At 69.2% G+C, this 25,820-nt stretch carries 27 protein-coding genes; 20 read left to right on the plus strand and 7 right to left on the minus strand.

The features are described from left to right. The first annotated feature begins 120 nt into the window (after positions 1 to 120). On the plus strand, positions 121 to 465 hold the full coding sequence (locus tag AC067M_RS39295) for a MerR family transcriptional regulator (protein ID WP_478701798.1): 345 nt from the start codon (positions 121 to 123) through the stop codon (positions 463 to 465). Between the two features lie 166 nt (positions 466 to 631). Here AC067M_RS39295 and AC067M_RS39300 read toward each other — a convergent pair whose 3' ends face one another. Next, positions 632 to 901, minus strand: a complete 270-nt coding sequence (locus AC067M_RS39300) for a hypothetical protein (protein WP_478701799.1) — start codon at positions 899 to 901, stop codon at positions 632 to 634. An 18-nt stretch (positions 902 to 919) separates the two neighbouring features. Further along, a complete protein-coding gene (solA, locus tag AC067M_RS39305; RefSeq protein WP_478701800.1) occupies positions 920 to 2,059 on the minus strand; it encodes an N-methyl-L-tryptophan oxidase in 1,140 nt (379 codons plus the stop codon). A 447-nt stretch (positions 2,060 to 2,506) separates the two neighbouring features. On the opposite strand from solA, the gene AC067M_RS39310 reads away from it, so the two are divergent. Next, a complete protein-coding gene (locus AC067M_RS39310; RefSeq protein ID WP_478701801.1) occupies positions 2,507 to 3,595 on the plus strand; it encodes a homoserine dehydrogenase in 1,089 nt (362 codons plus the stop codon). Beyond that, a complete protein-coding gene (locus AC067M_RS39315; protein WP_478701802.1) occupies positions 3,588 to 5,018 on the plus strand; it encodes an aldehyde dehydrogenase family protein in 1,431 nt (476 codons plus the stop codon). The genes AC067M_RS39310 and AC067M_RS39315 overlap by 8 nt, the downstream gene beginning before the upstream one ends. Before the next feature lie 255 nt (positions 5,019 to 5,273). Here AC067M_RS39315 and AC067M_RS39320 read toward each other — a convergent pair whose 3' ends face one another. Beyond that, entirely contained in the window at positions 5,274 to 5,735 is a 462-nt protein-coding gene (locus AC067M_RS39320) for an Lrp/AsnC family transcriptional regulator (RefSeq protein ID WP_478701803.1), read from the minus strand. A 559-nt stretch (positions 5,736 to 6,294) separates the two neighbouring features. Here AC067M_RS39320 and AC067M_RS39325 point away from each other — a divergent pair. Continuing rightward, complete coding sequence (locus tag AC067M_RS39325; RefSeq protein ID WP_478701804.1) at positions 6,295 to 6,621, plus strand: hypothetical protein; 327 nt, start codon at positions 6,295 to 6,297, stop codon at positions 6,619 to 6,621. Positions 6,622 to 6,680: 59 nt separating this feature from the next. Here the strand turns inward: AC067M_RS39325 and AC067M_RS39330 are convergent, their stop codons facing one another. Both AC067M_RS39330 and AC067M_RS39335 read right to left on the minus strand, forming a co-directional pair. Continuing rightward, on the minus strand, positions 6,681 to 7,223 hold the full coding sequence (locus AC067M_RS39330; RefSeq protein ID WP_478701805.1) for a GNAT family N-acetyltransferase: 543 nt from the start codon (positions 7,221 to 7,223) through the stop codon (positions 6,681 to 6,683). A 191-nt stretch (positions 7,224 to 7,414) separates the two neighbouring features. Next, positions 7,415 to 7,789 carry a VOC family protein gene (locus AC067M_RS39335; RefSeq protein WP_478701806.1) on the minus strand — a complete coding sequence of 125 codons (375 nt, stop codon included), beginning with the start codon at positions 7,787 to 7,789 and terminating at the stop codon, positions 7,415 to 7,417. A 369-nt stretch (positions 7,790 to 8,158) separates the two neighbouring features. Between AC067M_RS39335 and AC067M_RS39340 the strand changes: the two genes are divergently transcribed. Continuing rightward, positions 8,159 to 8,872, plus strand: a complete 714-nt coding sequence (locus AC067M_RS39340) for a GntR family transcriptional regulator (RefSeq protein WP_478701807.1) — start codon at positions 8,159 to 8,161, stop codon at positions 8,870 to 8,872. Between the two features lie 35 nt (positions 8,873 to 8,907). Then, entirely contained in the window at positions 8,908 to 10,074 is a 1,167-nt protein-coding gene (locus tag AC067M_RS39345; protein WP_478701808.1) for an NAD(P)/FAD-dependent oxidoreductase, read from the plus strand. A gap of 26 nt (positions 10,075 to 10,100) precedes the next feature. Here AC067M_RS39345 and AC067M_RS39350 read toward each other — a convergent pair whose 3' ends face one another. Further along, positions 10,101 to 10,469 (minus strand): bleomycin resistance protein, encoded by a 369-nt coding sequence (locus AC067M_RS39350; protein WP_478701809.1) that lies wholly within the window; start codon positions 10,467 to 10,469, stop codon positions 10,101 to 10,103. Between the two features lie 214 nt (positions 10,470 to 10,683). Between AC067M_RS39350 and AC067M_RS39355 the strand changes: the two genes are divergently transcribed. The 8 genes from AC067M_RS39355 to AC067M_RS39390 all read left to right on the plus strand — a co-directional run bounded on the left by AC067M_RS39355 (position 10,684) and on the right by AC067M_RS39390 (position 16,438). Then, positions 10,684 to 10,977 carry a hypothetical protein gene (locus AC067M_RS39355; protein WP_478701810.1) on the plus strand — a complete coding sequence of 98 codons (294 nt, stop codon included), beginning with the start codon at positions 10,684 to 10,686 and terminating at the stop codon, positions 10,975 to 10,977. 174 nt (positions 10,978 to 11,151) lie between these two features. Then, a complete protein-coding gene (locus AC067M_RS39360; protein WP_478701811.1) occupies positions 11,152 to 12,237 on the plus strand; it encodes an S-(hydroxymethyl)mycothiol dehydrogenase in 1,086 nt (361 codons plus the stop codon). Further along, positions 12,237 to 12,872, plus strand: coding sequence for an MBL fold metallo-hydrolase (locus AC067M_RS39365; protein WP_478701812.1), 636 nt, complete (start codon positions 12,237 to 12,239; stop codon positions 12,870 to 12,872). The genes AC067M_RS39360 and AC067M_RS39365 overlap by 1 nt, the downstream gene beginning before the upstream one ends. 136 nt (positions 12,873 to 13,008) lie before the next feature. After that, the gene (locus tag AC067M_RS39370) at positions 13,009 to 13,137 is read left to right on the plus strand and encodes a hypothetical protein (protein WP_478701901.1); all 129 of its coding nucleotides are present in this window, start codon (positions 13,009 to 13,011) and stop codon (positions 13,135 to 13,137) included. After that, entirely contained in the window at positions 13,113 to 13,472 is a 360-nt protein-coding gene (locus tag AC067M_RS39375) for a dihydropteroate synthase (protein WP_478701899.1), read from the plus strand. The genes AC067M_RS39370 and AC067M_RS39375 overlap by 25 nt, the downstream gene beginning before the upstream one ends. 185 nt (positions 13,473 to 13,657) lie before the next feature. Beyond that, positions 13,658 to 14,020, plus strand: coding sequence for a bifunctional 3-phenylpropionate/cinnamic acid dioxygenase ferredoxin subunit (locus AC067M_RS39380; protein WP_478701813.1), 363 nt, complete (start codon positions 13,658 to 13,660; stop codon positions 14,018 to 14,020). Continuing rightward, positions 14,017 to 15,180, plus strand: a complete 1,164-nt coding sequence (locus AC067M_RS39385) for an NAD(P)/FAD-dependent oxidoreductase (RefSeq protein WP_478701814.1) — start codon at positions 14,017 to 14,019, stop codon at positions 15,178 to 15,180. The genes AC067M_RS39380 and AC067M_RS39385 overlap by 4 nt, the downstream gene beginning before the upstream one ends. A 130-nt stretch (positions 15,181 to 15,310) precedes the next feature. Beyond that, positions 15,311 to 16,438: an aromatic ring-hydroxylating oxygenase subunit alpha gene (locus tag AC067M_RS39390; RefSeq protein WP_478701815.1), complete on the plus strand. Its 1,128-nt coding sequence runs from the start codon at positions 15,311 to 15,313 to the stop codon at positions 16,436 to 16,438. On the opposite strand, the gene AC067M_RS39395 is transcribed toward AC067M_RS39390, so the two are convergent. Next, a complete protein-coding gene (locus AC067M_RS39395; RefSeq protein ID WP_478701816.1) occupies positions 16,426 to 17,172 on the minus strand; it encodes an IclR family transcriptional regulator in 747 nt (248 codons plus the stop codon). The genes AC067M_RS39390 and AC067M_RS39395 overlap by 13 nt on opposite strands. Before the next feature lie 207 nt (positions 17,173 to 17,379). Between AC067M_RS39395 and betA the strand changes: the two genes are divergently transcribed. The 6 genes from betA (at position 17,380) to AC067M_RS39425 (ending at position 25,649) form a co-directional block, all read left to right on the plus strand. Then, positions 17,380 to 19,047, plus strand: a complete 1,668-nt coding sequence (gene betA, locus AC067M_RS39400) for a choline dehydrogenase (RefSeq protein WP_478701817.1) — start codon at positions 17,380 to 17,382, stop codon at positions 19,045 to 19,047. Positions 19,048 to 19,050: 3 nt separating this feature from the next. After that, a complete protein-coding gene (locus tag AC067M_RS39405) occupies positions 19,051 to 19,884 on the plus strand; it encodes a methylenetetrahydrofolate reductase (protein ID WP_478701818.1) in 834 nt (277 codons plus the stop codon). A gap of 197 nt (positions 19,885 to 20,081) precedes the next feature. Then, complete coding sequence (locus tag AC067M_RS39410; RefSeq protein ID WP_478701819.1) at positions 20,082 to 21,551, plus strand: aldehyde dehydrogenase family protein; 1,470 nt, start codon at positions 20,082 to 20,084, stop codon at positions 21,549 to 21,551. A gap of 20 nt (positions 21,552 to 21,571) precedes the next feature. Next, positions 21,572 to 22,657, plus strand: a complete 1,086-nt coding sequence (locus AC067M_RS39415; protein ID WP_478701820.1) for a quaternary amine ABC transporter ATP-binding protein — start codon at positions 21,572 to 21,574, stop codon at positions 22,655 to 22,657. Beyond that, positions 22,657 to 24,657, plus strand: a complete 2,001-nt coding sequence (locus AC067M_RS39420) for an ABC transporter permease (RefSeq protein ID WP_478701821.1) — start codon at positions 22,657 to 22,659, stop codon at positions 24,655 to 24,657. Before AC067M_RS39415 ends, AC067M_RS39420 begins: the two co-directional genes overlap by 1 nt. Positions 24,658 to 24,671: 14 nt before the next feature. Then, positions 24,672 to 25,649, plus strand: coding sequence for an ABC transporter substrate-binding protein (locus AC067M_RS39425; RefSeq protein WP_478701822.1), 978 nt, complete (start codon positions 24,672 to 24,674; stop codon positions 25,647 to 25,649). The last annotated feature ends 171 nt before the right edge of the window (positions 25,650 to 25,820 follow it).

Below are 25,820 nucleotides of genomic sequence, written 5' to 3' on the forward strand. Positions count from 1 at the left end.
CCCCCCCCCCCCCCCCCCCCCCCCCCCCCCCCCCCCCCCCCCCCCCCCCCCCCCCCCCCCCCCCCCCCCCCCCCCCCCCCCCCCCCCCCCCCCCGACGCGTCCCCTGGAAGAAGAGGTCTATGCCCCCTGCCCATACCCCTCCCGTCACCCCTCTCGATGACGATGACTACCCCGCCTACACCATGGGCCGGGCCGCCGAGATGCTCGGCACCACCCCCGCCTTCCTCCGCACTCTCGGCGAACACCGGCTGATCAACCCCCTTCGCTCCGAAGGTGGCCACCGCCGTTATTCCCGCTACCAGCTGCGCATCGCCGCCCGCGCCCGCGAACTCGTCGACAAGGGCACCCCCATCGAAGCGGCCTGCCGCATCGTCATCCTCGAAGACCAGCTCGAGGAAGCCCAGCGCATCAACGAGCAACTGCGCGCCCAAGGCGGCAAGCTCCAGCCCAACACCACAGCCTGATCACGAAGGCGCAGGCTGAACGCCGACCTGGTGCTCGGCGCCAGCATTGTCTGGCGTGGTCGGCGTCGCCGTCGATACGGCCCCCGACCAGCTCGCTTTCAACCGCAGTGACCGCCTCCCACGCGAGGCGGTCTCCCAGCGCGAAGGCGTACAGGCGCCCCTCCCCTCAAGACGATTCCTTCGCGCTCGGCTTGGTGGTGAAGGGGCGGGTGCCGGTCAGTTCGGCATTGGCCGACAGATGCCGACGGCCGACCTCGATCTGGGTGACCGCGTCCCGGTTCAGCAGGGCCGCCAGTGGCCAGGCTTGCGAGACCGGGGCATCGTGGCGGCGGGGCCGCGGCAGGCTCCCATCACCGGTGGTGCCGAGGTCGGCGGGCAGGCTCCCGCAGGTCTTCTGACCGAGATCGGCCCGCAGCGGGCCGATGGTCAGGGCCATGCCTCACCTCGTTCGGGCTCAGGCCGCAGCACGTCCGTTTGTGGTGACGAAGTCGATCGGCTGGGAGGTGCGGCCCTCCAGGGCGAGGTCCGCGGCGATGTCGCCCATGGCGGGCGAGATCTTGAAGCCCTGGCCGGAGAAGCCGGCCAGCAGGACGATGTCGTCGCAGCCCGGCAGGGGGCCGACCAGCGGCCGGGTGCTGTCGGTGTAGCCCTCCATGAACACGGACAGGCGCACCGGATCGGGGTTCAGTCCGGGCAGGTGGCGCCGCACCGCCGTGGTGAAGGTCTCGAGTTCCTCCGGTGCGACGGTCCGGTTCAGCCGGTTCGGGTCGTCCACGGGCTTGTGGTGGGCCTGGGGCAGGCCGAGCTTGACGGTCAGGCCGTCCGGGGACGGGATGCCGTAGAAGGGGATGTCGCCCCGGCGGATGAAGGCGGGACGCTCCGCCTCTGCCGGCTGGTCCTCGTGGGGCAGGAACCATGCGCTGATCGCGCGGTAGACGCTCACCTCCCACGGCAGGTCGGGCAGCAGGTCGCCCACCCACGGGCCGGGGGTGACGACCGCGGCGTCGAAGCGCTCGGTGCCGGTGTCGGTGCGGATCTCCACACCGCCCCCGGCGACGGGAGTGACTTCCCGCACCGGGGTGTAGCGGCGGATGCGCGCGCCCAGCTCCTCGGCGCGCCGGGCCGCGGTCTGGACCGTCAGCTCGGGGCGGACGAAGCCCGCGTGGCGGTCGAGGAGCACCAGATCGCCGTCGTCGACGCGGAACTGCGGGAAACGCTTGGCCATCGCCTCGGCGTCGATCACCTCGTGGTCGAGGCCGTGCTCGGCGATGACGTCCATGACGGTACGCATCTCAGGGTCGTCGGCCGGCCCCATGAACAGCGCTCCGGTCAGGCGGCGCAGTTCCCGCCCGGTCTCCGCCTGCAACTGCTTCCAGAGGGCGTCGGCGTGCCGGACGAGCGGCACATAGCGGCCGTCGTCACTCTGCACACTGCGGAAGACCCGGGTCTCACCGCCCGCGGCGCTGCGGTCGTGGCCGGGGGCGAAGCGGTCGTAGGCGACGACGTCGGCGCCCCGTGCCGCGAGCCGCCAGGCGGCCTGGCTGCCCATCGTGCCGGTACCGACGACGGCGACACGTTTCCTCGCAGCTGACACAGGACTTTCCTTTCGTAACGCTGGAGGCTTACTGGCCCCCGACGTGAAGCTGTTCGATTCAAGACGGTGCGGGAGGGTTCCGGGGGATGTGGAAGCGCCGCATCAAAACCGTTGCATGTCGGAGTCAGCGGTCAACGCTCTCAGGTCATGCCACATCGTGAAATGAAGTGCTGGAATCTGGCACAGAGGCTGGCAGTGTCCCGGAGGGGAGTCAAGAGGCTGCCGGACAGAAAACTCCGAGGACAACGGCGGGAAACCGGATGGAGATGAAGCACCGACAGGGGCCGCGATCGTGTCGCCGGACGCGGGGTGAGCGAATCGTCATCACAACGGTGCAGATCGGCATGCCGGGTGGTCGTTGCGGCATGGAGCAGGGGACAGGCCGGACAGCGAGGCTCTGAGCAGCCGCACCGTGGAGGGTGCGGCGGACTGCGAAGGAGCTTTCACATGGGCCGATACGATCTCGCCCTCATCGGATTCGGCGGCGTCAATCGCGCGCTTGCCGAGCTCATATCCCAGCGCGGGGAGCGCCTGGCCAAGGAGCTGGGCTTCGCCCTGCGGGTGGTGGCGATCACCGATCTGCGGGCCGGTTCCCTGGTGGACACCGACGGCATCGATCTGGCGCCGCTGCTGGCCGCCGAGCCCGGGGAGCTGAGCTTCGCGGGCCTGGCCGGCGGCAGCGCAGATCCGCGCAACGAGTGGGTGATCCGCGAGGTCCCGGCCGACATCGTCGTGGAGGCGACGTTCACCAACCCCGCCCACGGCGAGCCCGCCCTCTCCCATGTGCGCTGGGCCATGGAATCGGGCAAGCACGTGTGCACCACCAACAAGGGACCGGTCGCACTCGCCGGCCGGGCACTGAAGCAGCTGGCTGCCGAGCACGGGGTCAGCTTCGAGTTCGAGGGCTCGGTACTCAGCGGCACCCCCATCCTGCGCACCGCCGAGCGCATGTTCGCCGGCCTGGAGATCACAGGCGTCCAGGGCATCATGAACGGCACCTCGAACTACATCCTGGGCCGCCTCGAAGAGGGCATCGAGCTCTCGGCGGCCATCGCCGAAGCTCAGGAGCTCGGGTACGCCGAAGCCGATCCCACCGCGGACATCGAGGGCCACGACGTCCAGCTCAAGGTCATGATCCTGGCCAACGAGGTCCTCGGCGCCGACCTGCGCCGCGAGGACGTCTTCTGCGAGGGCATCTTGGCGATCACCCCCCAAGAGGTGCAGGACGCCGCGTCCAAGGGGCTGCGCTGGAAGCTGGTCGGCTCCGCCACCCGCCACGAGGACGGCAGCGTCGATGCCCGCGTCGCCCCGCTCGCCCTGCCCGCCCAGCACCCGCTCGCCGGGATCTCCGGCCCGGTCAACGCGGTCGCCTTCCACACCGACCTCCTCGGCACCGTCACGGTCTCCGGGCCCGGCGCCGGTCGCGTCGAGACCGCCTACGCCCTGCTGTCGGACATCATCGCCATCCACCAGCGCCACGCGGACGACGACACCGCCCCCACGCGCCCCGTTCTGAAGGAGACCCACCGTGTCTGACACCGTCGTGCCCCCCAGCATCGCACTCGGCACCGACACGACGCCCGTGCACAACCCCTACACCGGCGAGGTCATCGCCTCGGTGCCCACCGTCGACGCAGGCGCCGTCGGCAGCATCCTGCAGCAGGCCAGGTGCGGGCGGCGCACCGCGGCCGCGCTGTCCCGCGCCGCCAGGGCCGCGGTCCTGGAACGCGCCGCCCGCCTGATCGAGCGGCGCACCGAGTCCTTCGCTCAGCTGATCGTCAGCGAGGCCGGCAAGACCATCACCCAGGCCCGCAAGGAAGTCGCCCGCGCGGTCAACACCCTGTCCCTGTCCGCGGCCGAGGCACGGCGCAACGCCGGCGAGGTCATCCCCTTCGACTCCTATGACGGCTCGGAGAAACGACAGGGCTGGTTCGCCCGCGAACCGCTGGGCGTCATCGCCGCCATCACTCCGTTCAACGACCCCCTCAACCTGGTCGCCCACAAGCTCGGCCCGGCCATCGCCGGCGGCAACGCGGTCATCCTCAAACCGTCCGTGTTGACGCCGCTGTCCGCGCTGCGCCTGGTCGACACCCTCATCGAGGCCGGCCTGCCCGAGGAGATCGTCACCGTCGTCAACGGCAACGCCGACATCGCCGCCGCGATCGTGGCCGCCCCCGACGTGCGCATGGTGTCCTTCACCGGCGGATTCGCCACCGGCGAGGCCATCTCCCGCACGGCCGGACTGAAAAAGCTCGCCATGGACCTGGGCGGCAACGCCCCGGTCATCGTCATGGACGACGCCGACCTCGACAAGGCCGTGGCCTCCTGCGTCTCCGGCGCGTTCTGGGCCGCGGGCCAGAACTGCATCGGCACCCAGCGGATCCTCATCGCCCGCGAGGTCTACGAGCGCTTCCGCGACGCCTTCGTCGCCCGCACCAAGCGGCTGCGCGTCGGCGACCCGCTCGACGAGGACACCGACGTCGGCCCCATGATCACCCAGGAGGCCGCGGCCGCCACCCGGGCCAAGGTCGACACGGCGGTGGCCGAGGGCGCGAGGCTGCTGTGCGGCAACCACGCCACCGGCTCCCTGTACGCGCCGACCGTCCTGGAAAACGTCCCGGCGACCTGCTCGATCTGGCAGGAGGAGGTGTTCGCCCCGGTTGTCGTGCTGCAGCCGTTCACGTCCTTCGAGGACGCCATCGAGCAGGCCAACGCCATCGACTACAGCCTCCACGCGGGCATCTTCACCTCGCGCCTGGACCGCGCCCTGAACGCGGCCCGGCTACTGGAAGCCGGCGGAGTCATGATCAACGACTCGTCCGACTACCGCTTCGACGCCATGCCGTTCGGCGGATTCAAGTACGGCAGCATGGGCCGCGAAGGCGTGCGCTTCGCCTTCGAGGACATGACCCAGCCCAAGGTCGTCTGCGTCAACCACATCAGTGAAGTGGTCGAATGACCGCCTTCCGCGCCGAGCGCGACTCCCTGGGCAGGGCCGCGACCTGCCGGAGCAGTTCGGGCCATGTAAGACGGGTTACGAGGAAGCACAAGGCCTGCAGGCCGCCCCATCAGTGGGCTCGGTGACTGCCCTGACCCCGCACATCGGCTACGCGGCCGCTGCCTGGGTTGTGAAGAGGCCCTCGCGACGGGACGGACGTGGTGGACCTTGTGGTCCAGGGTGGGCTGCTCGGCCGGGAGCAGGCTACCGCGCTGCTCACCCCGCTGCCACCGAACTCCGCTCTGCTCGCGGGCGGTTGACCACCCTGGACAGGGTGAGCGCCGTGACCGTGTCCCGTACGCCGGGCATCTTGGCGATATCCTCCCAGATGCCCCGTACGCGTTCCAGCGAGGCCGCCTCCAGGCGCACCATGATGTCGAAGTCGCCGCTGAGGATCTCACAGATGACGACCTCCGGAATGCGCTTGAGCGCGGCCAGGACATCGCCGCCGCGCATACGGTCCTGGCGGTAGACGAGGACCAGCGCCGAGACGACATCGCCGGTGTTGCCGCCGGCGCGGACGATGGTGTAGCCGGCGATGTGTCCCTCGCGCTCAAGCCGTTCGATGCGCTGGCGCACCGCGTTGCGGGACAGCAGCACTTTGCTGGCCAGTTCGGAATGCGAGATGCGGCCGTTGCGGGTCAGCGCGGCGATGATCTTCTCGTCGATGGCGTCCACAGCGGACCGTCTCCTTCGCGAATCGGGCGAGGTTGCAAAAGCCACGGCACGCGGATCGCAGGCGTGCCGCAGACCGTGATGCGGCGCGGCGGCGACACCCGCCCAAACCCACCATTCCACGAGGGAACAGTCTGCGGTCGTTCCGGCTCGGCGGGAGTCGATGCTTTGGGAGGCTGTCTACTCGTATCTGTCCAACTTTCGGCTCTCGGCTCACGTCGGCAGGATCGCCCCGAGATGCGTGCCGGAAAATGGAATTATATGCCAGGATATGGCACATGCAAGGGGTGGCCCGGGGGGCAGTCAAGAGGGTCTCGGGCGGAACTCATTCCACCGGAGCTCGATGCCAGCGGCCCGAGGCCGTGTCCTGGGCGAGCAGGGCCTTGGCACATCATGTTCAGTGCGGCGCGTTCGACAGGGCCGTCGGAGAAGACGTGCCCATCGCGCCGACACGTGGGCCGACACCCGCTTGGCCGACAAGCGCTACACATGGTGTCTGAACAGGCCTGTCGGGATCGATGGTCGGGAGGAGCGATCAGGCGGCTTCCGGTATCACGTAGCCGTGGGCGACGTTACGGCGCTCGCGGCCCCGGCCGCCCGTCCCGTCGCGGTCGACACTTCCGCTTCCGCCGCAGAATTCGACGCTCTGCCCCTCAAGGTCGTGGCCGACGCGGCGACCGGCGAGCGCGACTACGAACTGCTCGCCGGGCTCCCGGACTCCTTCGCCGACGACCGTGACGGACAGGCCGTCAACGTCTTCCGCCCGTACACCTACAGGGGCGGGCAGTACAGCCACCGGCTCTTCCTGCTGAGCAGGGAAACACGGCATCGGGCCGCTCGCGGCCTCAGCCGTTCACAAAGCGACATCGTCCACACACTTTTCGGCTAGGGTCTTTCGTTTGGATCAGGCCGGACCCCGCGAGCCCGGCATGATCCAAACGAGAGGCCCTAGCCCTTCGAGTCCGGCTTCCAGTCCTGGGCGAGGAGCCCGAGCAGCACCTCGTCCAGGAACTCGCCCAGCACCCAGGACGAGGAACGCAGCACGCCCTCGCGCACGAAGCCGTTGCGCTCGGCGGAGCGCAGCATCGCGGCGTTGTCCGACAACGTCTCGATCTGCAGCCGCTGCAGGCCGCGCACGACGAAACCGTAATGGCACAGCACCGCGACCACGTCGGTGCCGTAGCCCTTGCCGCGCGAGGACGGCAGCAGCCCCAACCCGATGTGCGCGGACCGGTTGTGATTGTCGATGCCCCACAGCGTCGCGGTGCCGACCAGCGTGCCGCCGTCCAGCTCCACCACGGAGAACGGGACGTGCCCCTGCTCCTTGTCGTCCACCACGAGCCGCGAGTCCTTCGAACCTGGCGTGATCGGCCGCCACGGCCCGCCTTCGGCCCGCGAGGCATTGACCACGTCGTCATAGAGCTCGGCCCGCAGGACCGGGATGTCGTCCTCGTGCCGGGCCCTCAGCCCGACCTTGTTGCCCTTTAACATGCAGGCTTCTTATCCGACCGGGCTGGCCTGCGGCAAACGAATAGGAGGCCGGCTCAGTTGGTGGAGCGGCGGTAGCGGATGAGGGCGGGCGCCGGCGATGCCGACGGAGGCCAGGAAGTGCTCGGCTTGGCGCTCCTGGGCCCTGTGCGGGCGACGGAGCGTCCTTGACCAGGACAGTGGGCCCGATGGACTCAGTGGAGGCAGAAGCAGAACGGATGGCCGGCCGGGTCCGCGTAGATCCTCCAGTTGGCCTCCGGGCGGAGCTGGTCCGTCCGCTCCAGCACGGTCGCGCCGAGGGCGAGCGCCCGCTTCTCCTCTCCGTCGAGATCGTCCACGTCGAAGTCCAGGTGGAGCTGTTGCGGGCGCTCCTGGCCGGGCCATTCGGGCGGTCGGTAGCCGTCCACGCGCTGGCAGGCCAGCGGCGTCCCCTCGAACCCGCGCACCTCGAACCAGTCGGGATCCTCCGGATCCGCGACCACCCGGCCACCGAGCAGCTCCGCGTAGAACTCCGCAAGCCGTACCGGATCAGCGCAGTCCAGCGCGACCGCCTGCAGCTTTCGAATCACTTCTGACACCCCTCGCTCTTCGGCCGCTTCCGCGACGCCCCCTTACGGGAGGGGCGTACCCGCCATCGAGGCGGGCATGCGCGGCGGCACGCAGGGCCACCGCCGGGCCGCCGGACTCGCACATGATCGACCTTATGGTGCGGCGGGCTCCCATGACGGTGGTCCGGCGCTCGTAGCAGCGCGCCGGGCGCGGGAACTCGCTTCCAGGTTCGGGTCGATGCCCGGCGTCGACTCGGCCGTTCGTCCTGGGCCGGCACCTGCGCGGCGAGGTCCGCGGTGATGCCTGCGTGGGCCGAAGGGCCGGGAGAACCAGGGGTGTTGCGTGCCCGAGTTATTGACCGGTCAATTGAGTGAATGTACGGTCTAAGCATGTCCGTGCCGCTTTACGTGCAGATCAGGCGAGAGATCGAAGCGAAGATCCGGGCCGGAGACTTGCCGGCCGGTGCGCGGCTGCCCACCGAGAAGGAGCTCTCCACCCAGCACGGCGTCAGCCGGGCGACGGCCCAACGCGTCCTCAACGACCTGGCCGAGGCGGGGTTGGCGATCCGTCGGCGGCGCCACGGGACGTTCGTCGCAGACGTGACGCGGCAGATCAATCTGCTCAACTTCGTCACCCCCGCCGCAGCCGCGAAGGGCGTGCCGGGCAGACACGAAGTCGTTTCCGCACGGATCGTCAGGGCCGCCGACGCCATCCTGGCCCTCCCCGGCGCCTCCGCCGACACGGCCGTGGTGGAACTGGTCCGCCGCAAGCTCGATGTGCGCGAGGAACCACAGTCGGTCGAGCGGCACGTCGTTCTCTTCGCAGTGGCCCCCGACCTGTTGAACGAGAACCTCGCAGACCTCGTCACCCTCCCGTATCTCCAGCGCAGGGGAGTACCGATCGATGCGATCCGGCTCTACCTCGACCCCGTGACCCTCGACGACCACGACGCCGCATTGCTGCACAGCGAGACCGGAACACCCGCGCTGATGCGGCGCAGGGAGTTGCGTGCGGATGACGGAAGCACCGTCGAGGTGGTCACGACCCTCGTCCGGCCAGGAACCGCCGAGTTCTTCCTGGAGCTGCCCGTCCCCGCCACATGAGCAGCGAGTCGCTGCCAGAAAGGAGTGAGTGAACAATGAGGATCATCGTCATCGGTGCCGGCGTGCTGGGCGTGAGCGTCGCGAGGCACCTTGCCGTCGCCGGGGAGGACGTTCTCCTGCTCGATCGATGGGGAGTCGGCACCGGTACGACCGCGACGACCTTCGCCTGGACCAACTCCAGCCGGAAGTTCGACCCGGATTACCACCGGCTGAACCTCGCGGGAATGGAGGAGCACGCCAGGCTCGCCGAGCAACTGCCCGGCGCCCCGTCGTACTTCCGCAGCGGGGCGCTGCAGTGGGCGGACGCCGCAAGCGGGCAGCGGCTCGCCGACAACGTGGAACGACTGCAGTCCCTGGGCTACCCCGCACGCTGGGTCACGCCGGACGAAGCAACGCGTATCGCGGGAGAGGTCCGCATCCCGGCGACCATCACGTCCATCGCGCACTTCCCCAGCGAGGGATACGTTCTGCCGGATCTCTTCGTGGGCAACTTGCTGGCGCACGCCGAGCAGCACGGTGCCAAGTTCGCGATCGGCGAGGTCGTGGCCATTGATGACAGGCCTGACGGGGTGTCCGTCACCCTGGCCGGAGGCCGGGTCTGTACGGGCGATCGAGTCGTCCTGGCGGCAGGCCGCTGGACACAACGGCTGGCCGCACGGGCCGGGATCGACATTCCCATGGTGACGGATGTCGGTCGCGGAGCGCAGACCGTCGGTCTGCTCGGCTACTCCAGATCCCCGGCACTCGACCTGCGCTGTGTGATCCACAGTCCCGGCCTCAACCTCCGCCCCACGGCCGGTGGGCATACCGTCCTTCAGGCCCTCGATCTGAACGGTCACGTCGATCCGGCCGATCCTCCGTCCGCGGACGGGGACCTGGCCGGCATCCTTGCTCGGCGCTTCTCCGCACTCCTGACGGACCCGAGCCGGGCACCGAAGATCGACCTGCGCGTCGGTTTCCGGTCACTGCCCGCAGACGGACACACCGTCGCGGGCTATGCCTCCGCGCGGTCCCGCGTCTACTGCCTCGTCTCGCACAGCGGGGTCACCTTGTCGCCGATTCTGGGCCGGCTGGTCGCGACCGAGATCACAACCGATCAGGAACAAGGCCTGCTCCGGGCCTTCCGGCCCACACGATTCATCGGCGCTCGGCGCTCGGACATCGAGGTGGATCAACACGCCACCAGCCTGGGTGAGCAGTAGCGGAGTTGCGGCCCCGAACCCGCGCCTCAGGTTTCCAGCGGTGACCCCACACGGTGAGCCGTGCCGTCGGCATCCACGTACGTGAACTCGCGAAGCTCGTAGGGTGTGTCCGCCGGCTCGACGAAGCGACCCTCGACGCCGGAAGCCTTCCACTCGGCATGGACGGCGTCGGCATCACTCACGTAGAGGTAGATGACGGCTCCGGTGTGATGAGGATCGTGCTCGGACCATTCACTGAGGTGGACCGAGACCGAGCCCCGCTCGACGAAGCCGTAACGATGCGGACCCTCGTAGGCATGCGCCGTGAAGCCCAGACGACGGTATCGCTCCAGAGCGGCGTCAAGGTCCCGGACGGGGACTACGGGCGCGACCCTGGTGAAGGCGACTTCTGACATCTGGTCAGTCTGGCACGCACGTGGCCCGAGCGGAACGCGTCCTCGGCCACGGCGTGAGCGGCAGGGATGGAGTGCTCAACCAGATCCTCTGCCTCATGCAGCACCGACCTGAGGGGGACCCGCGATGCTGCTCTGTCGAGTCGTGAACGCTCCTATAAGACTTGTGAGTTGCCGAATTTCATGGGTACCTGCATGACTGATTATGATCTTGGTCATGACCGTGCGGAACTCTGACAAGACCCTTTCCCGTAAACAGAGACTTCAGGAGAAGCAGCGCCGCCAGTTGGCGGTGGTCGACACCGTGGACAAGGCGGAGGCCAAGGTCCGCAAGGCAGAGGTCGAACTGGCCGTAGCTGTCACCGAGGCGGTGCAGGTTTTCGGCGACGAGTTGTCGGCGTCCGAGGGGCTCGATATGCCGGTCGAGGCGATCCGGCGCTTCCTTGCCATGGCTCAGGACGAAGAGGCCGACGCCGACCAGGTCGCCGAGGCCCCAGGCCAAACGGATTGATCGCCCCCGGGTGCCTGGCTGACGCCGCACGCCATCACGACGACCCCCGGACGCTGCGGTCCGGAGGCGACCCCTTGACCCTTGGCCCTTCCTCCCCGATGCTCGTTGCGTATGGCGGGGCGTGTGTCAAATTAGGCAACACGCATTCTGAGAGTGTCGGTCGAGGAGTAGCTCATGGCTCATGAGGTTCGTGCTGTCGTCGCCCGGAAGAAGGGCGCCCCGGTCTCCGTGGAAACGATCGTCGTCCCCGACCCCGGTCCCGGTGAGGCGCTCGTCAAGATCGAGGCGTGCGGCGTCTGCCACACCGATCTGCACTACCGGGAGGGCGGGATCAACGACGACTTCCCCTTCCTGCTGGGGCACGAGGCGGCGGGCCGCGTCGAGGCCGTCGGAGAGGGGGTCACCGGCGTCGAGCCGGGTGACTTCGTCATCCTGAACTGGCGTGCGGTCTGCGGCCAGTGCCGGGCCTGCAGCAAGGGCAAGCCGTGGTACTGCTTCGCCACGCACAACGCGACCCAGCCGATGACGCTGCTCGACGGCACTCCGCTCTCGCCCGCACTCGGTATCGGTGCCTTCGCGGAGAAGACGCTGGTCGCCGCCGGGCAGTGCACCAAGGTGGACCCGGCGGCTCCGGCGGCCGCCGCCGGCCTGCTCGGATGCGGTGTCATGGCGGGCTTCGGCGCGGCCGTGAACACCGGCGCCGTCGGCCGTGGGGACTCCGTCGCCGTCATCGGCTGCGGTGGGGTCGGCATGGCCGCCGTCGCCGGGGCGAGGCTCGCCGGCGCGACCAAGGTCATCGCCGTCGACGTCGACCAGCGCAAACTGGACCGGGCCCTGGACATGGGAGCCACCCACGCGGTCGACGGCACGAAGGCCGACGTCGTGGAGAAGGTGCGCGAGCTGACCGGGGGCTTCGGCGCCGACGTGGTCGTCGAGGCGGTCGGTCGCCCCGAGACGTACCAGCAGGCCTTCTACGCCCGCGACCTGGCCGGCACGGTCGTCCTGGTCGGCGTACCCACTCCGGAGATGAAGGTGGAGCTGCCGTTGCTCGACGTCTTCGGACGCGGCGGCTCGCTGAAGTCCAGCTGGTACGGCGACTGCCTGCCCTCGCGCGACTTCCCGGCGCTCATCGACCTGTACCTGTCAGGGCGTTTCGACCTGGACGCGTTCGTCTCCGAGACCATCGGTCTAGGAGACGTGGAGGAGGCGTTCGAGAAGATGCACCGCGGTGAGGTGCTGCGCTCCGTGGTGGAGCTGTGATGGCCGGCCCACCGCGCATCGAACACCTCGTCACCAGCGGGACCTTCAGCCTCGACGGCGGCACTTGGGAGGTCGACAACAACGTATGGATCGTCGGCGACGACGACGAGGTCGCCGTCATCGACGCGGCACACGACGCCGGGTCCATCCTGGCGGCCGTCGGTGACCGCCGACTGTCGGCCATCGTCTGCACCCACGCCCACGACGACCATGTGAGCGCGGCACCGGACCTCGCGGACGCCACGGGCGCACCCGTCCTCCTGCACCCCGACGACCAGGTGCTCTGGAAGATGGCGCACCCGAACCGGCGCCCCGACGGTCCTCTCGCCGACGGCGACGTGATCGAGGTGGCAGGCATCGGCCTGCGTGTCCTCCACACGCCCGGACACGCTCCCGGGGCCGTGTGCCTGTACGCACCCGAACTGGGAGCGCTGTTCAGCGGCGACACGCTGTTCGCGGGAGGGCCGGGCGCGACCGGCCGCTCGTACAGCGACTTCGGCACGATCATCACGTCGATCGGTGAGCGCCTGCTGAAGCTCCCGGGTGAGACGGTCGTCCACACCGGACACGGCGACACGACCGACATCGCCGCGGAGGCGCCGCACCTTCAGGAGTGGGTCGCCCGCGGCTGGTGACATGGGCACGGCCGTGCCCCGCCGGGGCGCTCGACCGCGCCCGCGTCTCCCCGCGGGGGACCCGCAGGCGAGAGCCCCGCCCTGGCTGTCCCCGTCGCCATGGCCATCCGGCCCGTGGGCCATTGGACGAACCGCCGTGCACGCAATCGCCCCGCGGGCCCGCTTCGGCGGTCTCGTCGCCACCGATCTGCGCGATGTGACCAGCGATCCCGCGGCCCTGGACTCCTCCAGAACTCCGGAATCCCGCCGGACCGCCTCGTCGTAGACCCCGGGCCGGGGTCGGCCCAGCACGCCGATCACAACGGGCAGATGCTGGGCCGTCTCCAGGAGGGCGCCGCGCTCGGCTGTCCGACCCTCGTGGGCGCGGCTCGGAAGTCCTCGCTGGGGCAGATGCCGGCGGACACGAAGGCGGGTGGGCACCGCCCCGCGAGGCTGCGGGACGCGGCCACGTCCGCGGCGTCGGTCCTGGCCGCCGCGGAGGCGGCCTGGTGTGTGCGGGTCCACGGCGTCGCCTCGACGGCCGACGCCGTGTGCGTGACCGCCCGCTGGGCCTCGAAGCCCTGGCCCGCGGTGGTGCGGGCGCCCCTTTCCGAGCGGTGATTCGCCATCCCGCCCGCCGTCCTGCGCGTCACGCCCTGCGTTGTTCATGGCGCACGAGGTTGCGCAAAAAGCAACAGCGAATGGGTGGCGGCCCGTCCTGTGAACGCCTTGACAAGGGTTTGTGGTCGCCCCCAAACTGACGTTGCGTTCAACGCAATCCGTTTCGCTATACGCACCGAGGTGTCATGATGATTCCCGCGTGCCGTCTCGTGGATCTGCCGCGAGGTGAGGCTCACCGGCTCGACATCGATCCGCCGGTCTCGGTGTTCCACACCGACGACGGCGAGGTCTTCGCCATCGACGACACCTGCACCCATCAGGACGCCTCGCTCGCCGACGGCTGGCTGGAGGGGTGCGAGGTGGAATGCCCGCTGCATGCGTCGAAGTTCGACCTCCGGACCGGAGCCGTCGACGCTCCGCCGGCCAAGCGCCCCGTCCGTACGCACGAGGTCCGTATCGAGGACGGCATGATCTACGTCCAGCTGTCCACGGAGGCCCCCAACCTGCCGCCCTGTATCACGGCCCGGCTCGCCGGGGGCCCCGCGTGAGGACCGTGGCCGTGGTGGGTGCCTCGCTGGCCGGTCTGTCGGCGGCGCGCTCGTTGCGGAAACAGGGGTACGACGGGCGGTTGGTCGTCATCGGCGACGAACCGCACCGCCCGTACGACAGGCCGCCGCTGTCCAAGGAGTTCCTGGCCGGCGGCATGGGTGAAGCCGACCTGGCGTTGGAGTCCGACGACGAGGATCTGCAAGCGGAGTGGCTGCTCGGCACCCGCGCCGCCGGACTCGACCGCGCGCACCGGGCCGTGCGGCTCACCGACGGCCGGGAGGTCCGGGCCGACGGCATCGTCATCGCAACCGGCGCGGCCGCGCGGAGGCTGCCGGGCACGGACGGTCTGGCCGGTGTGCACACGCTGCGCACGCTGGACGACGCCCGCGCCCTGCGGGACGAACTGGCCCTGGGCGGACGGCTCGTCGTGATCGGCGGCGGATTCATCGGCGCCGAGGTCGCTTCCACGGCGTACGCCCTCGGACTCGACGTGACGGTCGTCGAGGCGGCGCCCACGCCGCTGGCCGGACCGCTCGGCGAGACCATGGGCGCCGTCGTCTCCGCCCTCCACGCGGACCACGGCGTACGGCTGTTGTGCGGCGTGGGTGTCAAGGGGCTGAGCGGCGAGACCCGGGTCGACGCCGTCCTGCTCGAGGACGGCCGCAGTATCCCGGCCGACATCGTCGTCGTCGGAGTCGGCGCGCGCCCTTGCGTCGAGTGGCTGGAAGGATCCGGCGTCGCGCTCGACAACGGCGTCACCTGCGGTGCGGACGGCCGCACCAGCCTGGCCTCCGTGGTCGCGGTCGGTGACTGCGCCTCCTGGTACGACCCCCGCGCGGGGGCCCATCGTCGCGTCGAGCACTGGACCGGCGCGAAAGAGCGCCCCGATGCGGCCGTCGCCACACTGCTGGCGGGCGGCGCGGTGGAGCCGGGGGTGCCCCGGCCGCCGTACTTCTGGTCGGACCAGTACGGCGTGAAGATCCAGTTCGCCGGTCACGCAGCCGGCGCCGACAGCGTGGCGATCGAGGAAGGCGCCCCGGACGGGCGCAACGTCCTGGCCGTCTACCGGCGTGCCGGTCATCCGGTCGCCGTGCTGGGCATGAACCAGCCACGGCTGTTCATGCGGTGGCGCAAGCAGCTGGCGAGTACACCGTCTTGACGGTGCCGGTGCGGCATCTCACGCTGCTGTTGCGTACAGCCAAACGTGTTGCTCTTTGCTAAACGACGTCCGGAGTCGCTCTTCCCGGCGCGTGAATGACCGATCCACGACGTTCTCCGAGGAGTGCACTGTGACCTCGACCGGCCTGCCCGACAGTCTGATCGCCACCCTCCCCGGCTCCTCCTACACGGATCCGGGGATCTTCGCCCAGGAACAGGAGCGCATCTTCGAAGCGATGTGGTTCTGCGCCGTGCGCTCCTCCGACCTGACCGGGCCCGGCACCTTCCGGACCGTCGAGGTGGGCCGCGAGAGCATCCTGATCACGCGGGCACGTGACCGGTCCGTACGCGCCTTCTACAACGTCTGCCGGCATCGGGGCGCCAGGATCTGCACGGAGGAGTCCGGCGAGGTGAAGCGGGCCTTCCAATGTCCTTACCACGCCTGGACGTACGACCTGACGGGCAAACTCGTCGCGGCGCCCAACCTCACCAAGATGCCCGACGTCGGCCGCACGGAGTACGGCTTGGCGAGTGTGACGACCCATGAGTGGCTCGGCTATGTGTGGGTGTGCCTGTCGGAAGACCCGCCTCCCTTCGACGAGGTCGTACAGGACGTGGTCGCGCGTCTCGGCGACACCGAGTCGATCGAGCACTACGACATCGACAACCTCGAGGTCGGCCGGCGGATCGTCTACGACGTCAAGGCGAACTGGAAGCTCATCGTCGAGAACTTCATGGAGTGCTACCACTGCGCGACGATCCACCCCGAACTCACCGAGGTGCTCCCGGAGTTCGCCGACGGGTACGCGGCTCAGTACTACGTCGGGCACGGCGCGGAGTTCGGTGCTGAGATCAAGGGCTTCACCGTCGACGGCTCCGAGGGCCTCGACCGCATCCCGGGGGTCACCGACGACCAGGACCGCCGCTACTACGCGATCACCGTCAGGCCGCAGGTGTTCATCAACCTCGTACCCGACCATGTGGTCTTCCACCGGATGTACCCGGTCGCGGCGGACCGCACGATCGTCGAGTGCGACTGGCTCTACCTCAAACACGTCGTCGAGAGCGGCAAGGACGTCAGCCGTTCGGTCGAGCTCTTCGACCGCGTCAACCGGCAGGACTTCGACGCGTGCGAGCGCTGTCAGCCCGCGATGAGCTCACGGCTGTACGCCAAGGGCGGCGTTCTGGTGCCCAGTGAGCACCACATCGGCGAGTTCCACGCCTTCGTCCAGGAACGTCTGGGGTCTCAGCCCAGGTAGCCCATCCGATGGCTGATCTCGTCGGCGCCCTTGACCAGCACGGGAGCCAGTTCGTGCATGCGCTCCTCGGTGAACCGGTACGCGGGTCCGGAGGCGCTGATCGCGGCGATGACCTCTCCGTCCCGGTCGCGGACCGGTGCGGCCATCGCGTGGAGACCCACCTCCAGCTCCTCCAGCGTCCAGGAGTAGCCACGCTCGAGAGCCTCGACGAGATTCTTCTCGAGCTTCGTCTTCGCGGTCAGGGTGCGCGGGGTCATCTTCTTCAGGCCCGCCTCGGACAGCAGCGCGGCGCGCTCCTTGGCCGGCATGTGGGCCAGCAGGATCTTGCCGCTGGAAGTGGCGTGCAGCGGGGTCAGCTGACCGACCCAGTTGTGCGCGGTGACGGCACCCGGGCCGCGGACCTGGTAGAGGTTGATCGCGTAGTGCTCCTGCATGACCGCGAGGTTCACGGTCTCGCCGATCTCCTCGGCGAGACGCTCGCAGACCGGGCGGCTCTGCTGGGTGATGTCGATACGTCCCGTGACCGCGCCGGCGAGGCGTACGATGCCGAATCCGAGCCGGTACTTGCCGCGCTCGCCCGCCTGCTCCACCAGGCCGCGCGCCTCCAGGGCGCCCAGCAGCCGGAACGCGGTGGACTTGTGAACGTCGATCTCGGCGGCCACCTCGCTGACGCCGGCCTCGCCGCGCTGGGCCAGGATCTCCAGGACGCTGATGGCCCGGTCGACGGACTGCACCCCGCCTGCCGTTGAACCCGTTGTTTCGTTATCTGGACTGTAGTTGCTCACAGCGAAACTATATGGGCAGTAATCACCGACGGCAGCGGCGCGTGTCACAGCTTCACGTATTCACCCCGAAAGTTGCGTGGTTCGCAACCTGGTGCGTATAGCGATACCCGTACTAGCATGCCGCGCGTATCTACGGCGCGAGCGAGACGAGGCAGCATGGCTCCCCAGTACGACTTCGTCATCGTCGGTGGTGGATCGGCCGGCAGCGCACTGGCCAACCGACTCTCCGCGGACCCGGGCAACCGGGTGCTGGTCCTGGAGGCCGGCAGACCCGACTATCCCTGGGACGTCTTCATCCACATGCCCGCGGCGCTGACCTACCCCATCGGCAGCCGGTTCTACGACTGGAAGTACGAGTCCGAACCCGAACCCCACATGGGCGGCCGGCGGGTGTACCACGCGCGGGGCAAGGTGCTGGGCGGTTCCAGCAGCATCAACGGCATGATCTTCCAGCGCGGCAACCCCATGGACTACGACCGCTGGGCGGCCGACCCCGGCATGGAGACCTGGGACTACGCGCACTGCCTGCCGTACTTCCGGCGTATGGAGAACTGTCTGGCGGCCGATCCGGACGACGAGTTCCGTGGCCACGACGGCCCCCTCGTCCTCGAACGCGGCCCGGCGGCCAACCCGCTCTTCGGCGCCTTCCTCAAGGCCACCGAGGAGGCGGGCTACGCCCGCACCAGCGATGTCAACGGCTACCGGCAGGAAGGCTTCGCCCCGTTCGACCGGAACGTCCACCGCGGGCGTCGCCTGTCGGCCTCGAAGGCCTACCTCAAGCCCGCCAGAAGGCGTCCCAACCTCACGGTCAGGACGCGCGCCCTCGTCACCCGCGTCCTGTTCGAGGGCAAGAGAGCCGTCGGCGTCGAATACCGGCGTGGCCGCGGCGCGGCCCAGCAGGTCCGCGCCAAGGAGGTCATCCTCTGCGGCGGCGCGATCAACTCCCCGCAGCTGCTTCAGCTCTCCGGCGTCGGCAACGCGGAGGAACTGAGCGCGCTCGGCATCGACGTCGTCCACGACCTGCCGGGCGTCGGCGAGAACATGCAGGACCACCTGGAGGTGTACATCCAGTACGCCTGCAAGCAGCCCGTCTCCATGCAGCCGTACCTGGCGAAGTGGCGCGCCCCCTTCATCGGCCTGCAGTGGCTCTTGCGCAAGGGACCCGCCTCGACCAACCACTTCGAGGCCGGCGGCTTCGCCCGCAGCAACGAGGACGTGGACTACCCCAACCTGATGTTCCACTTCCTGCCCATCGCGGTCCGCTACGACGGCTCCGTGCCCGCCGGCGGGCACGGGTACCAGGTGCACGTCGGACCCATGTACTCCGACGCCATCGGCTCGGTGAAGATCAAGAGCAAGGACCCGACCGAGCACCCGGCGCTGCGCTTCAACTACCTGTCCACCGAACAGGACCGCCGCGAGTGGGTCGAGGCGATCCGGGTCGCCCGCAAGCTGCTCAACCAGCCCGCCCTGGCCCCGTACAACGGCGGGGAGATCTCACCCGGGCCGTCCGTCGAGACCGACGAGGAGATCCTCGCCTGGGTCGCCAAGGACGGCGAGACCGCCCTGCATCCCTCGTGCACCTGCAAGATGGGCACCGACGAGATGTCCGTCGTCGACCCCACCAGCATGCGGGTGCACGGCGTGGAGGGTCTGCGGGTCGTCGACGCGTCGGTGATGCCCTACGTCACCAACGGCAACATCTACGCGCCGGTGATGATGATCGCGGAGAAGGCGGCGGACCTCATCCTCGGCAAGGAACCGCAGGCGCCGTCGAAGGCTGCGTACTACCGTCACCGCGATGCCCGGAAGCAGGTCGGGTAGACCTTGCGTACCGCAGGGCTCAGGACGCTGCTGGACAGCGTCCGTTACGAGGTACTGCCCGCGAAGGCGACCGAGGACAGGGTCCTCGCCCATGTCCCGCGCGACGTCGTCGTCACCGTGACGGCGTCGCCGGTCAAGGGCCTGGAACCGACGCTCGACCTCGCCACCCGGCTCGTGGCGCACGGTTACCGGGTCGTCCCGCACGTGCCCGCGCGCATGCTGCGGGACGACGCGCACCTGAAGGACGTCATCGACCGGCTCCGCGGCGGGGGCGTCGACGACGTCTTCGTCCCGGCGGGCGACGCGGACCCGCCGGCCGGGGTCTACGACGGGGCGCTGCCGGTGCTGCGCAGACTGGGCGAGCTGGGCAGCCCCTTCGCCGAGGTCGGCATCACCGGTTACCCCGAGAGCCATCCGCTCCTCCATGACGACCTCACCGTCCAGGCGATGTGGGACAAGCGGGCGCACGCCACGTACATCGTCAGCAACCTCTGCTTCGACCCGCGCGTGCTGGGGGACTGGGTCGGTCGTATACGCCGCCGAGGCGTCGCCCTGCCCGTCCACGTGGGCGTCGCGGGGCCGGTGCAGCGGGCGAAGTTGCTGTCCATGGCGACGAAGATCGGTGTGGGGGAGTCGACCCGCTTTCTGACCCGGCACGCTTCTTGGTTCCTGCGCTTCGCGGCCCCCGGCGGCTACTCGCCCGACCGGTTGCTCGCACGCGGTGCCGAGGCGCTCACCGCGCCGTCGTCGGGCGTGGCCGGTCTGCATCTCTTCACCTTCAACCAGATCGCAGAAACCGAGCGGTGGCGCCGCGCCCTGCTCGACCGGCTGCCGTAACGCGGATTTTTCCGTTCACGGCCCGATCGGAAACCCAGCTGGGTCGGGCCTGTGAACCGGGCGGCCTCGTGGCCGCCCGCTTGGCCGAACCGTCACCCCCCAACCCCTTGACGTGGGTTCCCGTAGTGCCCAGAGTGTTCCACCACAAGCAATCGGGTGCGCTATGCGCAACGAAAATCGCTCGGAGGGCTCCCGCAGTGGCAGACCTGTATGTCGACGGAGAGTGGCGGAATCCGGTGGCCGGAGGTCACCGTGACATCCGCTGTCCCGCCGATGGCACCCTCTCCGCGACCGTCGCCGAAGGGACACGTCCCGACACCGAGGCGGCCGTCGCCGCGGCCCGCCGGGCCTTCGACGAAGGGCCCTGGCCGCGCACCCCCGAGCGCGAGCGCGGCGCGCTGCTCCTGCGCACCGCCGACATCCTCGAGCGCGACGCCAAGGAGTTCGCCCGCGCCGAATCACTGGACACCGGCAAGCGGCTGGTGGAGAGCGAGTACGACATCGCCGACGTCGTCTCCTGCTTCCGATACTACGGCGGGCTCGGCGGCACCGACGCCGGCCGCGTGATCGACACCGGACGCGACGACGCGGTCAGCCGTGTCGTGTACGAGCCGATCGGTGTGTGCGCGCTGATCACCCCCTGGAACTACCCACTGCTTCAGGCGAGTTGGAAGGTAGCGCCCGCCCTCCTCGCGGGCAACACGATCGTCCTCAAGCCCAGTGAGCTGACTCCCTCCACGTCGATCCTGCTGATGAAGGCACTGGAGGAGGCCGGGCTCCCGGCCGGCGCCGCCAATCTCGTCCTGGGGACCGGGCCCGAGGTGGGCGCACCGCTCTGCGAGGACCCACAGGTCGACATGGTCTCCTTCACCGGTGGCCTGGACACGGGGCGGCGGATCATGGCCACCGCGGCCGCGACCGTGAAGAAGGTCGCGCTGGAGCTCGGCGGCAAGAACCCCAACGTCGTCTTCGCCGACGCCGACTTCGAGACGGCCGTGGACTTCGCGCTCACGGCCGTCTTCCTGCACTCCGGGCAGGTCTGCTCGGCCGGCGCCCGGCTGATCGTCGAGGACGCGCTGCACGACCGTTTCGTCGACGAGGTGGTCCGCCGAGCCCGGCAGATCCGCCTGGGCGGCCCCTTCGATCCGCAGGCGGAGACCGGGGCGCTGATCTCCGCCCAGCACCTGGCGAAGGTCGAGGCGTATGTCGCCGCCGGCATCGCCGAAGGCGCCGTACTGCGCTGCGGGGGCGAACGCCCCGATGACCCGGCCCTGGCGAACGGGCACTACTACCCGCCCACCGTGCTCGACGACTGCCGCCAGGACATGCGGGTGGTGCACGAGGAGTCCTTCGGCCCGGTCCTCACCGTGGAGCGCTTCACCGACGAGGACGACGCGGTACGCATCGCCAACGACACCGAGTACGGACTCGCCGGCGCCGTATGGACACAGGACGCAGGGAAGGCCCAGCGGGTCGCCCGGCGGCTGCGTCACGGCACGGTGTGGATCAACGACTACCACCCCTATGTGCCGCAGGCGGAATGGGGTGGCTTCGGGCATTCCGGCGTGGGCCGGGAACTAGGACCGACCGGCCTGGACGAGTACCGGGAGCCCAAGCACATCTGGCAGAACATCCGACCCCGGCCGCAGCACTGGTTCCGCGGCTGAACGCCGAAAGAAGGTCGAACGTGACCACACAGACCGAGGTGCCGCAGCGGCGCGGCACGCCTCAGGACTCGGGCTCCACGCCGGTCATCTCCGTGCGCAGGCTGTGGAAGGTGTTCGGGCCGAAGGCCGACCAGGTGCCGGACTCCGAGGAGTTGTGCGGGCTCACCCGCCGCGAGCTCATGGACCGCACCGGATGCACCGCCGCCGTACGCGACGTCAACTTCGACGTCTCGCCCGGCGAGGTCTTCGTCGTCATGGGCCTGTCCGGCTCCGGCAAGTCCACGCTGGTGCGATGTCTGACCCGGCTGATCGAACCCACCGCCGGTGAGGTCGTCTTCGAGGGCCAGGACATCCGCGACGCCGACGCCAAGCGTCTGCGTGAGCTGCGGCGCCGCAAGTTCTCCATGGTCTTCCAGCACTTCGGTCTGCTGCCCCACCGCCGCGTCGTCGACAACGTGGCGTTCGGACTGGAGATCCGGGGGATGGGCAAGGCCGAGCGCACCAGACGGGCCCAGGAGGTCGTCGAACTGGTCGGCCTCGAAGGCTACGAGAACTCCTACCCCGACCAGCTGTCCGGCGGTATGCAGCAGCGCGTCGGCCTGGCTCGTGCGCTGGCCGGTGACCCGGACGTCCTCTTCTTCGACGAGCCGTTCTCGGCGCTCGACCCGCTGATCCGCCGCGACATGCAGAACGAGGTCATCCGGCTGCACCACGAGGTCGGCAAGACGATGGTGTTCATCACCCACGACCTCTCCGAGGCCCTCAAGCTGGGCGACCGCATTCTCATCATGCGCGACGGCAAGATGGTGCAGTGCGGGACCGGTGACGAGCTGGTGGGCGCCCCCGCCGACGACTACGTCCGCGAGTTCGTCAAGGACGTGCCGCGCGGCGACGTCCTCACCCTGCGGTGGATCATGCGCTCCCTGGAGGACGGCGACGAGCTGGACGGTCCCGAGCTGGGCCCGGACGTCGTGGTGAAGGAGGCCACCCGGGCGGTGCTCGCGGCCGACAAGCCGGTCAAGGTCGTCGAAAACGGCAAACTGCTCGGCATCGTCGGCGACGAGGAGATCCTCGCGGTGGTCGCAGGGCAGGAAGGCGACGCGTGATGACCGTCGCCATGGAGAAGCCGGAGAAGACAGAGACGGCGGAGCAGGCCGCGCCCGCCAGGAGCGTGCGCAAGGTCAGCCGCTCCATGGTGGTCGGCGCCATCCTGGTCGTCTGGCTGGTGCTGTTCGCCGTACTGCGCGGACAGCAGACCCTGTCGCTGGCGGCGGCCGACCTGACCGATCTGCACCGGTGGCTGAACGACGTCAACGACTCCATCGGGGCCAACCGCAACTCCAACCCGCTCTTCCTGTACTTCTTCAACGAGATCCGGCTGGTCATCGACAACCTGGTGATCTTCATCCAGGAGCTGATCTCCCAGCCGTCCGGCGCCCGCCCGGTCCCGCAGATCGGCTGGCTGGGTGTCGTCGGCATTGCCGGTTACATCTCCTGGGCCGTGGGCAACTGGCGGGTCGCGCTGCTGGCCGTGGCCGGCTTCACCTTCATGGGTCTTCAGGGCCTGTGGCAGGAGAGCATGGACACCCTGGCCCTCATCCTGTGCGCGGTGTTCGTGGCGCTGCTGTTCGCGCTCCCGCTGGGTGTGTGGGCGGGGCTGTCCGACCGGTTCAACCGGATCATGACGCCGTTTCTGGACTTCATGCAGACGATGCCGACCTTCGTCTATCTGGCCCCGCTGACCCTGTTCTTCCTCATCGGCGGCGCCTCCGCCACCATCGCCACCGTCATCTACGCGGCCCCGCCGGCGATCCGGATCACCGCGCACGCCATCCGGAACGTGCCCGCTACGACGGTCGAGGCGGCCGACTCGATGGGCGCTACCCGCCGGCAGTCGCTGCTGAAGGTGCTGCTGCCGATGTCCAAGCGGACCGTGGTGATGGGCGTCAACCAGACGATCATGGCCGCCCTGGCCATGGTGACCATCGCGGCACTGATCAACGCGCCCGGTCTCGGCGCGATCGTCGTCCAGGCGCTGCAGTCGCTCGACGTCGGCACGGCCTTCAACGCGGGTCTGGCCATCGTGGTCATGGCGATCGTGCTGGACCGGGTCACGACCGCGGCCGCCGCACGGGAGGAGAACGCACGGCGTTCCAAGAACCACTTCGTGCGGTGGCGGCGGCCCCTGCTGGGTGCCGGCGCAGCGGTCACCGCGGTCCTGGTCTACCTCTCGCACACCTATCTGTGGGCGGCCGAGTTCCCCGGCGACGGCACCGTCGGCAGCCACATCGCGAGCGCGGCGGACACCGCGACCACCTGGGCGCAGGACAACCTGTCGGGCGTCACCAACGCGATCCGTGACGCCATCACCAACGGCCTGCTCAACCCGTTCCAGACGCTGGTCACCGACTCCCCGTGGTGGCTCGTCGGCGCGGTGCTGGTCGCGATCGGCGTGGCGCTCGGCGGCTGGAAGGCCGGGCTCACCACGGCCGTGTGCGTGGGCCTGCTGGTCGGCACCGGCGTGTGGTCGGACGCCATGACGACGCTGGCGTCGACACTCGTCGCGACGGTGCTGGTGATGGTGCTCGGCATCGTCTTCGGCGTGTGGATGGGGCGCAGCAGGCTCGTGGACCGGCTGATCCGGCCCAGCCTGGACGCGGCCCAGGTCATGCCGCCGTTCGTCTATCTCGTGCCGTTCCTCGCGCTGTTCGGTCCCACGCGCTTCACGGCCATCGTCGCCGCGATCGTCTACGGAGCACCCGTCGCCATGAAGATCATCGCGGACGGGATCCGGGCGGTGCCCGAGACCACCGTGGAGGCGGCCACCTCCGCCGGGTGCAACACGTGGCAGATCATCACCAAGGTCCAGCTGCCGATGGCACGCAGCGCCCTGACCCTCGCGACCAACCAGGGCCTGATCTATGTGCTGTCGATGGTTGTGGTGGGCGGCCTGGTAGGCGCGGGCGCCCTCGGCTACGACGTCGTGGCCGGCTTCTCGCAGGGGCAACTGTTCGGGAAGGGGCTGGCCGCAGGGTTCGCCATCGTCCTTCTCGGAGTCATGTTCGACCGGATCACTCAGGCAGCGGCGCGGCGTACCAGCGCGTAAGGAGTTCACTGACCATGGCTAGGCAAGCAACACAGTGGAGAGTCGGCGCGGCCGGCATAGCGGTCCTCGGCCTCACCCTCACCGCCTGCGGCGGCGCGAAGGTCGGTGACAACTCCTCAGAGGCCGGCGGCTCGGGCAGCTCCGGCAAGTGCGGAACCTTCAACCTCGCGGTCAACCCGTGGGTGGGCTACGAGGCGGACGCGGCGGTCGTCGCCTACGTCGCGGAACACGACCTCAAGTGCAAGGTCAACCAGAAGGACCTGAAGGAGGAGATCGCCTGGCAGGGCTTCGGGACGGGCGAGGTGGACGCCATCCTGGAGAACTGGGGTCACGACGACCTGAAGAAGAAGTACATCACCGGCCAGAAGACCGCCGTCGAGGCCGGCTCGACCGGCAACAAGGGGGTCATCGGCTGGTACGTACCGCCGTGGCTGGCGAAGGCGCACCCGGACATCACCGACTGGAAGAACCTCAACAAGTACGCCGCCAACTTCAAGACCTCCGAGTCGGGCGGCAAGGGCCAGCTCCTCGACGGCGACCCGTCGTACGTCACCAACGACGAGGCGCTGGTGAAGAACCTGAAGCTGGACTTCAAGGTCGTGTACGCGGGCAGCGAGACCGCCCTCATCCAGGCCTACAGGGACGCCGAGAAGAACAAGAAGTGGGTGATCGGCTACTTCTACGAGCCGCAGTGGTTCCTTTCCGAGGTGCCGCTGGCGAAGGTGAAGCTGCCCGAGTACAAGGAAGGCTGCGACGCCGACGCGGAGAAGGTCGCCTGCGACTATCCGGTGTACGACCTGGACAAGATCGTCAGTGCGAAGTTCGCCAAGTCGGGCAGCCCGGCCTACGACCTGGTGAAGAAGTTCAACTGGACGAACGACGACCAGAACGTCGTGGCGAAGTACATCGCCGTCGACAAGATGAAGCCTGAGGCGGCGGCCAAGAAGTGGGTCGAGGCCAACCGCGACAAGGTGGACGCCTGGCTCAAGTAGCGCCGGAAGCCGGAGTCGAAAAGCCGGCCGAACATGCCCGGCGGGGGGGGGGGGGCCCCCCCCCCCCCCCCCCCCCGCACCCCCCCCCTTCCGTCCCCTTTCTCCCGGTCCCCAACCCCCTCCCCCCCCCCCCCCCGCCAGAACACCGCGCCGCGCCACCCCAACCACACT

This window comes from Streptomyces sp. NPDC043427 (assembly GCF_056436655.1).